The organism is Streptomyces sp. NL15-2K (assembly GCF_030551255.1).
Classification (GTDB): Bacteria; Actinomycetota; Actinomycetes; order Streptomycetales; family Streptomycetaceae; genus Streptomyces.
Genome location: NZ_CP130630.1, coordinates 770,429 through 784,741, shown reverse-complemented (window position 1 = coordinate 784,741; position 14,313 = coordinate 770,429). Strand labels below are relative to the sequence as shown.

9 protein-coding genes are annotated in these 14,313 nt (G+C 71.8%); 3 read left to right on the top strand and 6 right to left on the bottom strand.

Annotated elements, in window-relative coordinates:
• Positions 1-166: 166 nt before the first annotated feature.
• The 5 genes from Q4V64_RS03180 to Q4V64_RS03160 form a co-directional block, all read right to left on the bottom strand.
• Positions 167-2,983 carry an NHLP bacteriocin export ABC transporter permease/ATPase subunit gene (locus tag Q4V64_RS03180; RefSeq protein ID WP_124437054.1) on the bottom strand — a complete coding sequence of 939 codons (2,817 nt, stop codon included), beginning with the start codon at positions 2,981-2,983 and terminating at the stop codon, positions 167-169.
• Position 2,984: 1 nt separating this feature from the next.
• Positions 2,985-5,207, bottom strand: a complete 2,223-nt coding sequence (locus Q4V64_RS03175) for an NHLP family bacteriocin export ABC transporter peptidase/permease/ATPase subunit (protein ID WP_124437053.1) — start codon at positions 5,205-5,207, stop codon at positions 2,985-2,987.
• A complete protein-coding gene (locus tag Q4V64_RS03170) occupies positions 5,204-6,010 on the bottom strand; it encodes an HlyD family efflux transporter periplasmic adaptor subunit (RefSeq protein ID WP_124437052.1) in 807 nt (268 codons plus the stop codon). The genes Q4V64_RS03175 and Q4V64_RS03170 overlap by 4 nt, the downstream gene beginning before the upstream one ends.
• A gap of 105 nt (positions 6,011-6,115) precedes the next feature.
• Positions 6,116-6,331, bottom strand: coding sequence for a type A2 lantipeptide (locus tag Q4V64_RS03165; protein WP_124437051.1), 216 nt, complete (start codon positions 6,329-6,331; stop codon positions 6,116-6,118).
• A 456-nt stretch (positions 6,332-6,787) separates the two neighbouring features.
• On the bottom strand, positions 6,788-7,201 hold the full coding sequence (locus Q4V64_RS03160; RefSeq protein ID WP_124437050.1) for a PaaI family thioesterase: 414 nt from the start codon (positions 7,199-7,201) through the stop codon (positions 6,788-6,790).
• 184 nt (positions 7,202-7,385) lie between these two features.
• On the opposite strand from Q4V64_RS03160, the gene Q4V64_RS03155 reads away from it, so the two are divergent.
• Entirely contained in the window at positions 7,386-8,783 is a 1,398-nt protein-coding gene (locus Q4V64_RS03155; RefSeq protein ID WP_124437049.1) for a S1 family peptidase, read from the top strand.
• Between the two features lie 187 nt (positions 8,784-8,970).
• Here the strand turns inward: Q4V64_RS03155 and Q4V64_RS03150 are convergent, their stop codons facing one another.
• Positions 8,971-11,124, bottom strand: a complete 2,154-nt coding sequence (locus Q4V64_RS03150; protein WP_253266658.1) for a SpoIIE family protein phosphatase — start codon at positions 11,122-11,124, stop codon at positions 8,971-8,973.
• A 195-nt stretch (positions 11,125-11,319) separates the two neighbouring features.
• Here Q4V64_RS03150 and Q4V64_RS03145 point away from each other — a divergent pair, with 195 nt between their 5' ends.
• Positions 11,320-13,776 carry a SpoIIE family protein phosphatase gene (locus Q4V64_RS03145; RefSeq protein WP_172628968.1) on the top strand — a complete coding sequence of 819 codons (2,457 nt, stop codon included), beginning with the start codon at positions 11,320-11,322 and terminating at the stop codon, positions 13,774-13,776.
• A 58-nt stretch (positions 13,777-13,834) separates the two neighbouring features.
• Positions 13,835-14,254 (top strand): CBS domain-containing protein, encoded by a 420-nt coding sequence (locus tag Q4V64_RS03140; RefSeq protein WP_124437047.1) that lies wholly within the window; start codon positions 13,835-13,837, stop codon positions 14,252-14,254.
• Positions 14,255-14,313: the final 59 nt, after the last annotated feature.

Here is a 14,313-nt window from a genome sequence, read left to right as displayed (position 1 = left end):
GCCCCGCGGCGCCCGGCACGCACTCTCGCCGCACCGGGCACAAGCCCAAGTACGTCCAGTACGAGGGCTTGCACCCGGCACGCCGAGAGCACGCACCGGACGCCGCAGGGCCCGCCCTTCGGGCGGACGACGGGACCTTCGCAACAGGCCCTCGACGCCTGACCCGTCACGCCATCTGCCGCCGCACCAGCTCGTGCAGCCGGCCCCCGGTGTCCGCGAGCAGCTGTGCGGGCGCGCCCTGCTGGGCGACCTTGCCGTCCTCCATCACGATCACCCGGTCGGCGTCCAGCACCGTCGACAGGCGGTGCGCGATGACGATCCGGGTGGCGTTGAGCGCCTTGGTGCTCTCGATGACCGTGCGCTGTGTCTCGTTGTCGAGGGCGCTGGTCGCCTCGTCGAAGAAGAGGATGCGCGGGCGGCGGATCAAGGCCTGGGCGATCATGAGGCGTTGCCGCTGACCGCCCGAGATGGCGCCGCTGCCCGACACGATCGTGTGCAGGCCCATCGGCATCCGCTTGATGTCCTCGGCCAGCCCCGCCATCTCGGCCGCCGCCATCGCCTCCTCCGGCGTGTACGGCTCGGTGCCGCAGATGACGTCCAGGATGGAGCCGGTGAACGGCTGGGCGTGCTGGAGGACCACACCGCACTGGCGGCGTACGGCCGACTGGTCGAGGGCGGCCAGGTCCTGACCGTCGTACAGCACACTGCCGGAGACCGGTTTGTCGAAGCCGATCAGCAGCCTGAGCAGCGTCGACTTGCCGCAGCCGCTCGGGCCGACGATCGCCACGAACTCGCCCGGCCGCACCTCGAACGACACGTCGTCCAGCACCAGCGGACCGTCGTCGGAGTAGCGGAAGGAGAGCCTGCGAGCCTCGAGCCCGCCGGACAGCGGGCCCGGCCGGGTGCTCGCCGTGCGCACCTCGGGCGTCGCCTCCAGCACCGGCTTGATCTCCTCGAACAGCGGAAGCGCGGCCACCATCGACACGAAGGAGCCGGTCAGCTGGGTGACGGCGGTCAGCAGCATCGTCACCGAGGTGTTGAAGGTGAGGAACGCGGCCGCCGACATCGTCCCGCGCGCCGGTCCCGCCAGCAGCATGAACATCAGCAGCGTGCACACGGGCAGATACACCGCGCCCATCACCGTCGTGAGGTTCTTGATGCGCCCCACCCGCTGCTGCAACTCGCGGCTGCGCGCGAACTGGGAGGCCCATGCCGCGTAGGCGTAGTTCTCGGCCGCCGCCACCCTGAGTTTCGGCAGGCCCCGCAGCGTCTGGAACGCCTGGTTGTTCAGCTTGTTGCCGAGCACCACCAGCCGCCGCTGCCAGCGCACCTGCCACAGCCCGAGCCCCAGGAACACGCCGGCGATGACGACGAGCATGCCGATCGCCGCCAGCGCCATCGGGACGCTGTACCAGAACAGCAGCCCCAGATTCATCGCGCCCACGGTCACCGACTGGGCGACCACCGGGCCGACGCCCGCCATCAGCCGGCGGATCGAGCTGATGCCCATCGCCGCGCTCGCCAGTTCTCCGGTCGAGCGCTCGGTGAAGAACTTCGTCGGCAGACGCAACAGCCGGTCCCAGACGGCCGGTTGAAGCGTCGCCTCGATCCGGCCCTCCAGCCGGAGAATGGTGAGGTTCTGCAGCAGCATGAAGGCCGCCGCCACCACGCTGCTGATCATCACGGCCAGACAGAACTGCACGATCAGATCGCTCTGTGCCTTCGGCACGAACTCACCGAGCACCTTGCCGGTCGCGACCGGCACCAGCGCCCCGATCGCGACCGTCACCAGCCCGCTGACCAGGAGGTTCGTCAGGTCTCCGCGCGTGCCGCGCATGCTGAACCGCAGCAGCCGCAGGGGGCTCAGCCCTCGGTCGGGCAACGGACGGTAGAACATCACCGCGCGCGGCTCGAACTCCTCCGCGTTGGCCTTCTCGATCGGTGTCTCGCGGCCGGTCGACGGGTGCACGGCCACGTATCCGCCGCGCCGCCACAGCAGCGCTACCGGTGCTCCGGACAGCGCCCGGTGGCCCACCAGCGGTCCGACGTTGTCGTGCCACCAGCGGCCGTCCAGGCGAACGGCCCGGGTGCGCACGCGCGAGGCGACGGCGACCCGCTCGACCGGATCGAGGCGGTCGCTCTCCGTGCCGGACTGCGCGGGCTCGGCGAGCGCGATCCCGGCCGCCTGCGCGACCAGCTTGCAGGCGGCGTAACTGGCGTCCGCGTCGGCGGCCGTGGTGCGCTGCGAGGACCGCTTGCCGATCGACGCCAGCAGCGTCCGGTCGGCCTGGGCGCGCACCGCCTCGCCGGCCCTGATGCCCTCCGCCGTGCGGGTCTCGTGGGTGCGCTCCAGATCCTCGATCCAGCGGTCCAGCGTGGTCAGCAGCCGGTACTGCTGGTCGACCATGCTCTGCCAGACCGCGGGGTCCATCAGCAGATCGGCGGCCGCCTCCGCGCCGTACAGCGAGCCGTACTGCACGCTGCCCGGCGGTACCTGCATCCAGAAGACGTCGTCGTCGGTGGGCGCGGCGGACCGCTCGTTGACCATCGGCGCCTGGAACAGGATCGACAGGCTGCGGCCGACGCCGAGGGCGAGCGCGTACTCCAGGGGGCTCGTCGTGGGCGGTACGTACTGGGGGTTGCCGTACTCGTCGTAGGACCAGGTCTGGGTGTTCGCGGGCTGGTACAGCTCGCGCAGCCCGATGCGGCGCACCACGCAGTCCCGCAACGGGCGTGCCACCAGCGTGTGCTGGGGGCCCGCCACCGGGCCCAGCAGCAGGGAGCCCGCCTCCAGGCGGCCGAGGTGGTGCCAGTGGCCCTGCTGCCCGGCGTCCACCGCGAACAGGTCGACGGCGCCGGCCGCGACCAGCCACAGCACCTGTGGTCCTTCGAGGTCGATACGGCTGAAGCCGGCGCAGTCGATGGGCGTCCCCAAGGACCCGAGCGCGCCCAGGACGAGGTCCCCCTCATGCGCGGTCGTCATCTCAGTGCTCCCTGACCAGCTGGGCGTACGCGCCACCGCGCGCCACCAGCTCCTCGTGCCGCCCGCGCTCCACGATCGTGCCGTGTTCGAGTACGACGATCTCGTCGCTGTCGCGCACCGTGCTGAGCCGGTGCGCGATCACCACACAGGCACAGCCGCGCTTGCGCAGGTTGTCCATCACCACCAGCTCGGTCTCCGCGTCCAGCGCGCTGGTCACCTCGTCGAGGACCAGGATGCTGGGCCGGCGCACCAGCGCCCGCGCGATCTCCAGGCGCTGGCGCTGCCCGCCGGAGAAATTGCGGCCGTCCTGCTCGACCTTGCTGTGGATGCCGCCGGGCCGCCGCATGACCACGTCGTACAGGGCCGCGTCCCGCAGCGCGTCCACCACCGCGTCCTCCGGGATCGACGGGTCCCACAGCGCCACGTTGTCCCGGACGGTGCCCTCGAAGAGGAACACGTCCTGGTCGACGAAGGAGACGGAGGCCGCCAGCGCCCCGCGCGGGATGTCGTCCAGGCGCTGCCCGTCGATACGGATCACGCCCTCCCAGGGCGCGTACAGGCCCGAGATCAGCCGGGACACCGTGGACTTGCCGCTGCCCGAGCCGCCGACCAGCGCGACCTGCTGCCCCGGGCCGACGGTCAGGTCGAAGCCGGTCAGCAGCGGCTTGTCCAGCGGGTTGTAGCCGAAGCTGATGTTCTGCAGCTCGACATGGCCCTGCAGGCGGCGCGTCGACTCGCCGGCGCCGGGACGGCCGTAGAGCGGGTCGGCCTCGAAGTTCTCCACGTCCTTCAGCCGCGCCACGTCGGCCGCGAAGTCCTGGATGCGGCTCGCGACGCCGTTGAGGCGGGTGATCGGGGCGGTGAAGCGGGTGACCAGCGACTGGAAGGCGACCAGCAGACCGACCGAGATGCCGCCCTCCACCGCCCGCATACCGCCGATCCATAGGATCAGCGCGCTGTTCAGCGTCGCGAGGGTCGGCGCGACCACACCCAGCCAGGCGCTCGGCACCCCGAGCCGCTGCTGCTCCTCCAGCGTGGTGGCGTGCTGCCCGGCCCACTTGCGGAAGTAGCCGTCCTCACCGCCGGTCGCCTTCATCGTCTCGATCAGCTGCAGGCCCGTGTAGGAGGTGTTGGTGAGCCGGGCGCTGTCGGCGCGCAGCTTCGCCGTACGCGTGGCGCGCAGCCGGATGACGACCCGCATGGCCACGATGTTCAGCAGCGCCACGCCTATCCCGACGTACGTGAGCTGGGGGTCGTAGGTGTAGAGCAGGACCGCGTACAGGACGACGACCACGGCGTCCACGCCCGCCGCCGCGAGGTCGCGGGCCAGCGTCTCGGCCACCTGGTCGTTGGACTGCAGCCGCTGCACCAGGTCGGCCGGGCTGCGCTGGGAGAAGAACGTCACCGGCAGCCGCAGCAGATGGCGCAGGAACCGGGCGCTGGAGAGCGTGGAGGAGATGATGCGGCCGCGCAGCAGGTTCGCCTGCTGCAACCAGGTCAGCACCAGTGTCAGCAGCACGCACGCGCCCATCGACGCGAACAGTACGGAGAGCAGGGAGGTCTGGTTCCCGATCAGGAACTCGTCGATGTAGGTGCGGCTGAGCGCGGGCACGGCCGCGCCGACCACCACCAGCAGCAGGCTCGCCAGCACCGATGCCGGCATCGTGCCCGCGGTGCCGCGCAGCCGGGCCGGCATCGCGCCCAGGATGCCCGGCTTGCGCCCGCCCTTGGTGAAGCCCTCGCCGGGCTCCATGGTCAGGACGACACCGGTGAAGCTGCCGTCGAAGTCCTCCATGGGCACGAAACGGCGGCCCTTGCCGGGGTCGTTGATGTACACCCCGCGGCGGCCGAAGCGGCGGCCCATGCCGTCGTAGACGACGTAGTGGTTGAACTCCCAGAACAGGACGGCGGGTGTCTTCACCCCGGCGAGGGCGGCGGTGTCCATCTGCATGCCCTTGGCCGTCAGGCCGTAGCTGCGGGCCGCCTTCAGCAGGTTGCTGGCCCGCGAGCCGTCCCGGGACACACCGCAGGCGATGCGCAGTTCCTCCAGCGGGACGTGCTTGCCGTAGTGGCCGAGGACCATGGCCAGGGAGGCGGCGCCGCACTCGACCGCCTCCATCTGGAGCACGGTGGGCGTGCGGACGGTCTTCGACTTCCCCTTCGGGACGGGGCGCTTGGGCGGGGCGGCGCGGCGCCTGCCGCGGGTGTCCTGTGCGGCGCTCACGGCAGCAGCCAATCGGCGGGATGCTCATCGGCCAGCCGGATCGAACCCGTGGCCATCGTCATGGAGGTGAGCGCGAACGGCGGCCCGTCCGTGGACGACCACTTGTAGCCGCTCTTCGTGCCGGACGACTTGTCCAGCTTGACCAGGACGGCCACCGGCCTGCCGTCCTTGGTGAACTGCTCGCCGAGCTGGTTGTCCCCGAGGAACCCGGAGATCTGCTGGGCGGACTGGGCGGAGCGGTCCACCGACTTCACATGGCCGCGCAGTACGCCGTACTCCTGGGTGGGTACCGACTGGACGGTCAGGTCCACGGAGGCGTTCGCGGGAATGGAGGCCGCGTTCTCGGCGGGCACGTACACGGTGGCGTAAAGGGGGTCTTTGGCGCGGGCCACCTTCTCCACGGCGGCGACGTTCGCCCCGGTCTGGATGATCTGCCCGATGGTGGCGGCGAGCGCGGTGACCCGGCCCGCGGTGATGGTGCGCACGACGCTGTCGCCCTCGGCCGTACGGACCTTCAGGACGGGGGAGTCGGCGGGGAGCCGCTCGCCCTCCTTGGCGAGGACCGCGGTGACCTGGCCCGCGACCGGGCTCTGCAGGATGTAACTGCCCTGCCCGTGCGTGAGGATGGCGGGCGCGCTGACCGTGGAGGCGACCGAACCGGTCACCGCCCACACGGATGCGGCGGCCATGACGACCACCGTCACGGAGAGGACGAGCCAGCCCTGGGGGCGGGCGAAGCGCACCGGAAGGTCGAGCTCTTCGGGCGACTGCAGCTTGGCGAGGGCCTGTTGGCGGAACTGCACGGAACTTCCCTCACCTGTGGGACCTGTGGGAGAGATCTTTTACGGCATCCGAGAGTCCCGGAGCCGCGTTGCGGCTCCGGGACTCAACGATCACAAAAAGTGCGATCAGAGACCGGCGACCAGGCTGGTGACCGGGGCGGTGTTCAGGCCGGTGGCGCCCTCGATGGTGCCGACGGCGGTGTCCACGATGCCGGAGACCGGGGCGATGCCATCCACCACGCCGGTCACGGTGCCCAGAGTGTTCAGGGACAGACCGCCGGAGACGTTGTCGAGCTCGGCGTCGGAGATCTCGACGGTCTCAACCTGGGGGGTGGAGTTCATGTTGGAACTTCCCTTCGTATGGATATTCACAAGGGGGAGCGGCCCCCTCTGGGGACAGATGGACGGCCGCGACCACAGGTGCCGGGCGGCGCCCGTTTCCGGAAGAGCCATGAACGGCCCCTGCGGTGCGATGGATCAAAGCACGCTGCGGGTGCGGGCTTCCAATCAACCACCGGTCTCACCAGGTCACTTGCGCCTCAGGAGCAACCTTCCGTGCAGGTGTGGGCACGCCATCGTGGCGACTTCTTCACACGCGGCGAGGCATGCGTGCGTACGCGCTCTTGCCGTCGCCGCGGCGAATCCGACACTCCGCGCCAATGACCTGACCGGTGGTGCCGGCATGTGCAGATCCTTCGCGCGCGGTGACTTCGTTGGGCAGTGGATGTGCAGATTCCCTGAAGCCAGGATTCAGGCCCGTGATCGCAACAGACCGTCGCGTGCCGGTTGCCGACCGTGTCAGCCCAGAAGTGCGTAGACCGTGCTCGCCCGCGCCGCGATCCGACCCGAGCCCTCGTCGGTCATCGTGATGTCGGCGAACGCCATCCGACGGCCCAGCTTGGTGACGACCGCTTCGATCAGGACATCCGAACCGGTCACCGCACGCTGGAAGGACGTGGACTGCTGCACCGTCGTCATCGGTCCATAGGCGCCCCGGGCCGCCGACACCGCGATCACGGTCGCCGTGTCGGCGGCGGCCATCAGGGCCTGCCCCGACAGTCCGCCACCCTCCCGGGACAAGCGGTCCGACCAGGGCAGTCGCAGCATCGCGCGGTCGTCGTCCAGCGCCTCGACCGTCAGGCCCAGTTCGAGGACCCAAGGGGCGAAGTTGTCGGCGAGGATCTTGTCGGCTTCGGCGGTGGTCATCGTCATATGGGGGATTGTTCCCCGAGTCGGTCCGGCGGGCGCGGGCCGTGGCCGATTCGATGTTTCGAACGGCGCGCGCGGAAACGGAATTGAACGCCCCGCGCGACCCGTGCGTACCTCCTGCCATCCAGGCGCCCCAACAACTGCCGCACAAGGCAGCAGACTCCGGTCCCTCAGGAGGTCGAGAAGTTTGAGTCACAAGCGAATTCCGAAGCGCAAGGCCGCGATAGCGGCGGGCAGCGTGGTGGCGCTCGGAGCAGCCGCGATCCTGCTCCCGAACGCCAACGCGTCCCAGGACGGCGCGTCGGACGACACCGCAGCCGCCGCGCCGAAGACCCTCAAGGCGGCGGACGCCTCGGACCTCGCCTCGCAAGTCGCCGGGCTGCTCGGTGACGCCTTCGCCGGTTCCTACTACGACTCCGACAGCCAGCAGTTGGTCGTCAACGTCGTGAACGGCGACAACAACGTGATCGTCCAGGCGAAGAAGGCGGGCGTGAAGGTCCGCGAGGTCGCCAACAGCATGGCCGACCTCGAGGCCGGCGCGCAGACCCTGAAGTCCGAGGCGACCATCGCCGGCACGTCGTGGGCGGTCGACCCCAGGACGAACAAGATCCGGGTCACCGCCGACAGCACGGTCACCGGCACCAAGTGGGACAGACTGGAATCGACCGTCCAGAGCCTCGGTTCCGGCATGGCCACCGTCACGAAGTCGGCCGGCACCTTCAAGACCTTCGCCTCCGGCGGTGACGCCATCTTCGCCGGCGGCTCGCGCTGCTCGCTCGGCTTCAATGTCACCGCGGGCGACGGCTCGCCCGCCTTCCTGACCGCGGGCCACTGCACGCTGGCCGGCGACCAGTGGTCGGACGCCGAGGGCGGCCAGCCGATCGCCACCGTCGACCAGTCGACCTTCCCCGGCGACGGCGACTTCGCGCTCGTGAAGTACGACGACCCGGCGACCGAGGCCCCGAGCGACGTCAACGTCGGCGGCGGGCAGACCGTCCAGATCGCCCAGGCCGCGGAGGCCGAGGTCGGTCAGCAGGTGTCGCGGATGGGTAGCACCACCGGGCTGAACGAGGGCCAGGTCCTCGGACTCGACGCCACCGTCAACTACCCCGAGGGCACCGTCACCGGGCTCATCCAGACCGATGTCTGCGCCGAACCCGGCGACAGCGGCGGCTCGCTGTTCACCCAGGACGGCCTGGCCATCGGCCTGACCTCGGGCGGCAGCGGCGACTGCACGGTCGGCGGCGAGACCTTCTTCCAGCCGGTCACCACCGCCCTGGAGGCGGTCGGCGCGACGCTCGGCGCGGGTGGCGCGGCCGGCGGTGACGCCGGCGCGGGTGCCGGTGATGAGGCCGGCGCCGGTGGCGACGGAGCCGGTGCGGGTGACGAGGCCGGTGCCGGTGACGAGGCCGGTGCGGGTGCTGGTGAAGAGGCCGGCGCCGGTGAGCAGGCCGGTGGCGAGGAAGCCGGAGCCGGTGAAGAGGCAGGCGTCGGTGAAGAGGCAGGCGTCGGCGACGAGACCGGCACGGGTGAGGAGACGGGCACCGGCGTCGAGGACGGCTCGGGCCTGACCCAGACCAACTGATCCCTTCTTCATCGCTCGACATCGCTCGACATCTCACCTGCTCGACCTCCACCGTTCCGTTTCGACACGGTGCAGACCCACCCCGGCCCTGCCTCGCGGTTGCGGCCGGTGGTGGACCGGTCCGGCCCTCCGGCGGGAGGGCCGGACCGGTCTGTTTTCCGCTCGTGAGCCGACGGGGCCGGCGAGGTCAGCCGGCCGCCCGGGCCCTGAGCAGCAGCAGCGCGATGTCGTCGGTCCGCTCCCGCGTGGCCGCGCCGTGCCGGACCAGTTCGTCGGCCAGCTCGTCCAGGGGCCCGTCGCCGGCCTCGGCGAGCCTTCGCCCGAGAGCGGCGAGCGCGTCCTCGATGTCGGCACCGGGCGACTCGATCAGCCCGTCGGTGTAGAGGACGAGCACTGCGCCGGGCGCCAGGTCCACCTGCGTCGTCGGATAGGTGGCCGCGCTGTCGATGCCCAGCAGCGGGCCCCCGGCCAGGTCCAGCACCCGCACCCGGCCGTCGGGCCGGCGCAGCAACGGCGGCGGATGCCCAGCCCGCGCCATCACGGCCCGCCCGTGTTCCGGATCGAGCCGCAGATACAGACAGCTGGCGAACAGATCGGCACCGAGGTCGATCAGCAGCCGATTGGTACTGCGCATGACCTCCTCGGGGGCCTGACCGACCGTCGTGTAGGCACGTACGGCGGTACGGATCTGCCCCATCAGCCCGGCCGCGGTCACGTTGTGGCCCTGTACGTCCCCGATCACCGCCGCCGCCTGCCCCTGCGTCGGCACCAGGTCGTAGAAGTCGCCGCCGATCTCCATGCCCTGGGTGGCGGGGAGATAGCGCGCGGCCGCCTCGATGCCGGGCAGCCGCGGCAGCGAGTGCGGCAGCAGCGCCTCCTGCAAGCCGTGCGCCAACTGGTGCTTGACGTCGTAGAGCACCGCCCGCTCCAGGGCCTGGGCGATCAGCCCGCCCAGACTCGTCAGCACCGCCCGCTCGTCCGCGGGGAAGCGGTGCGGCTCGGCGTAGGCCAGCACACAGGTGCCCACCGGGCGGCCGGAGGCGATCAGCGGCAGATACGCCCAGGCCGCGAAGCCGTCGGGCGTGGCGTGCCGCTCCGGATACAGGCGCTCCAGCTGCTCCCGGGACTCGAAGAACCCGGGCACCCCGGTGGTCAGCACGTGCGTGTCGGGAGTCCGCTCGGCCAGCGGCAGCCCGTCGAACCGTTCCACGGTGTGCGGGTCCGGGTATCCGCGGTGGCCCAGCACGTGCAGGCGGCCGGCCCGGGACCCGAGGACGACCAGCGCCTGGCTGCCCACGGCCGGTGCGATCTCGTCCGCGACCAGTTGCACGACGTCCTGCACGCTCACCGCCTCGGTCAGCGACGCGGCCAGGCCCAGCACCTGGGAGATGGTCACGAGCCGGTGCGGTGCGCTCCCGGTCTGCGGTCCGGCCCGGTTCATCTCCGTCACGGCCCGCGCCCTGCCGATGCGTACGCTCAGCCCGGTCGTGCTCGGATACAGGCGGAACGACAGCCAGTCGCCGGGCGGCCGCAGCGCCACGAACGACGTGGCGTGCTGGCTCATCAGCGCGGCCCGGTAGCGGTCCTCGTACGCGGGGTCGTTGAGCCAGGGAACCGACGCCCACAGCGGGGCGCCGAGCAGCCCGGCAACCGGAACGCCGATCAGCTCGGCGGCCGCCGCGTTCGCGAAGCTCACCCGCCCGTCCAGATCGAGCGAGCACAGCCCGTACGGCAGCCGGGCCACCATCCGCGCCGCCTCCACCGAGCCGAGCGTGCCGGCCGCACCGCCCATCAGGGGCGAGACGAGGAGATCGGGCTCGGCGTGCAGGGGACGGCTCTCCTGTGTGGCGCGCTCCAGCCGCACCGCGAGCCGGTCGCAGGCCGCGGTCAGATGATCCCGCTCCCGGTCGGACAGCTCCGGCGGATGTGAACCGGGCCAGGTCACGAAAACTCCGCCGTACGTGGTGGACGAGGTGGCGACCGGCAGCGCGGCCAGCGCGAAGGGGTAGGGCAGCACCACCGCGACACGCGGATAGCGGGCCGCCATCTCCTCCTCGCCGCCGACCCAGACCAGCCGCCGCTCGCGCACCGCCTCGGCGACCGGGATCCGCGCGTTCACCCCCACCCGCTCCCACGGCGCCGCGAACGCCCGGGGCAGCCCCGCCATCACCGCCATCTCCAGCACCGATCCGTCGGCCGCCAGCAGATAGACCGCGCCGGAGTGCGCGTCGACGTCGTCCATCATCGAGGCCAGCGCCAGCGACAGCAGCGGGCGGCCGACCCGCGTCCTGGCGGCCGCCGACGTCTGTGCGGACGTCTGTGTGTCGGACACGCCGACCACCTCCTCGCACGGCCGCGTGACGGAGCCCGGGGGCCGAGGGGCCGGTACCAGGTGCTCAGGGGCCCAGTGCTCAGGGCTCAGGGGCCCCGGGGTCAAATCTCTCTCTTGGCGGCTCATCGCGCACGGCGAGCCGAGTCATCGCGCGGCTCCTCGGAACCGTCACAGGGGCTGCGCGGGTGCCCCACAAGCGCTGTAATGGCCAACGTGGTCAGTGAGGGCGCTGCGGAACGCGGAACGAGAACGCTGCGTGCCGAAGTTGCCCTGGAAACGCTCACGGCCGACCCGGACTCACCGGAACGGCTTCGCCGCGTCCTCGAACAGGCGCTCGTCTTCGCGGGGGCGACGTTCGCCGCCGTCTACACACCCGGGGAGGACGGCGACCAGCTGAGCCTGGTGGAGTCCGTCGGCGTGCCGAGGACGCTGTACGGGCTGCGCGACAGCTATCCCCGCTCCGGCGGGTCCCCGGTGGCCGACACGCTGCGCACCGGCCGGCCGGTGTGGCTCGGTCCCGAGGAGATCGCCGCCTCCCCGGAGTCCCGGCGGGCGCTCTCTCGGGAGTTCTTCCTGGCGGCCCTTCCCGCACAGGGGGACGACGGCGGCGTCTGCCTCCTCGCCGCGCGCGAGGACCCGGCCGGCTTCGACACCGACGACCGCGAGTGCCTCGAACTGGTCGCCGACGCCGTCGTCTGCCCCGTCCCGGCCCGGGCCGCCGAGGACGAGGAACTGTCGCCAGGCGCGTTCAGCCTCGCCATGGACACCGGACGCGTCGAGGTCGGCGAGGAGGTCCTGGACCTGTTCGGGCTCACCCGGGACGAGTTCGACGGCAAGGTCGAGACCCTGCTGCGCCTGACCGTCCCGGAGGACCTGCCCTCGCTGATGTCCGTGGTCGAGGCCGACCACATGTCCATCGGCGAGCGCGAGCTGGAGTTCCGGGTGCTCCAGCCCGCCGGCCCGCCCAACTGGCTCAGGCTGCGCGGCCGCCTCCTGCTGGGCGGCGAGGGCCGGCCGATGCGGCTCGTGGGCACCGTCGGCGACGCCTCCAAACTGCGCTCCGACATCACCGACGTGGCCCGCGTCCAGCGCCTGGCCGCCGCCCTCGCCATCGCCGGCACCGTCCGCGACGTCAGCCAGGCCGTCGTCTCCGCGCTGCGGGGGCCTCTCCAGGCGGATCGGATCGCGCTCGCCGAGCTGGAGGGCGACCGGCTCGTCGTCACCGTCCTCGACCCGCCCGAGCCGGAGGTGTGGCCCGAGCTGTGGCGCCTGGAGTGGCGCTCCGAATGGCCCGACGCGCCCGTGCGCGCCATGCCCACCCTCGCCACCGCCCTGCGTGAGGGCCGCGCCCAGATCTGGCCCGCAGGCACCGCCCTGGAGCCCGCCCTCGCCGATGTCGGCCCCGGCGGCCTCGCCGTGCTGCCGCTGCCCGCGGGGGGCCGTATGGCGGGCGCCTGCCTGATCGGCTGGGACACCCCGCACGACTTCGGCCCCGACGAGCGCGCCCTGCTCACCGCCTCCGCCGGCCTCGCCGGCCAGGCCCTGATGCGCGCCCACGCCTTCGACGCCGAGCACGAACTCGTCGGCATGCTCCAGCGCCAGCTGCTGCCGCGCCGCCTGCCCAAACTCCCCGGCGCGGTCGCCGTCGCCCGCTATCTGCCCAGCACGGCCGGACTGGAGCTCGGCGGCGACTGGTACGACGTGATCCCGCTGCCCGACCACCACGTCGCCCTGGTCATCGGCGACGTCCAGGGCCACAGCGCGGGCGCCGCCACCCTCATGGGCCAGATGCGTACCGCGCTGCGCGCCTATGCGGTCGAGGGCCATCCGCCGGACGTGGTCGTCTCGCACGCCAACCGGCTCCTGACGGACATGGAGACCGACCTCTTCGCCACCTGTGCCTACGTCGACATCGACCTGGAGGAGGGCTCCGCCTGGCATGTGCGCGCCGGACACCTGCCGCCCGTCCTGCGCCACCCCGACGGCAGCACCGAGATCCCCGAGTCGGACGGCGGCCCGCCGCTCGGGGTCGTCACACAGGCCGACTTCCCGATGAGCCCGCTGCGGCTGCAACCCGGGACGCTGATCGCCCTGACCACGGACGGCCTGGTCGAGTCCGCGGAGTCCGACATCGACACCGGCATGGACCGCCTCGCCCACGAACTGGCCGCCTCCGACCCCGCCCACCTCGGACTCGTCGCCGACGCCCTCCTCGGCAACGCCCGCCGCAGCGACGACGTCGCCCTGCTGCTCATGCGCTACGACGGCATGGCCGTACGCCCGCGGCGCGAGAGCTGGACGGTGTGGCGCGTCCCCGAGGCCGTCCGGCACGCCCGCCGCTTCACCCGCCGCACCCTGCGCACCTGGGGCGTCCCCGAGGACGCCTCGGACACCGTCCTGCTGGTCGTCTCCGAACTCGTCACCAACGCCCTCGTGCACACCGACGGCCGGGTCCGCCTCGACCTCACCCTCATCAACCACCGGATGCGCGTCTCTGTCGCCGACGCCTCCCCGCGCACCCCCGTCAAGCCGACCAGCATCGGCTGGGAGGCCACGGGCGGCCGCGGCATCCTCCTCGTCGAGGCCATGTCGGCGGCCTGGGGGTCCCTGCCCGTCAGCGGCGGCAAACAGGTGTGGAGCGAAGTCCCGCTGGAGGCGTGACGACGGGCCGCGCAGCTGGGTACCCGGCGCCGGGAAACCCCGAGAGGAGTGATACGTCATGACCCAGCACGTCAGCGACATCATGACCGGCGCACCGGTCACCGTGGAGCCACTGACCTCCGTGACCGCGGTGGCCCGGATCATGCGCGACCAGGACCTGGGCGCCGTCCTGGTGACGGACGGCGACGAACTGCGCGGCCTGGTCACCGACCGCGACCTGGTGGTGCGCTCGCTCGCCGACGGCGGCGACCCCGAGCAGACCACCGTCGTCGGCGCGTGCAGCGACGACCTGGTGACGGTGACCCCCGAGGACGACCTGGACCACGCGGTGGAGCTCATGCGCGAGCACGCCGTACGCCGGATCCCGGTCGTCGAGGGCGGACACCCCGTCGGCATCGTCGCTCTCGGCGACCTGGCGATGGAACGCGACCCGGAGTCGGCGCTCGGCGACATCAGCGCGGCCCGGCCCAACACCTGAGCACCCGAACGGGTGCTTCCCGCCCGCCCTGTACTCAGCACCGCCCCCGTAAGGGGAGG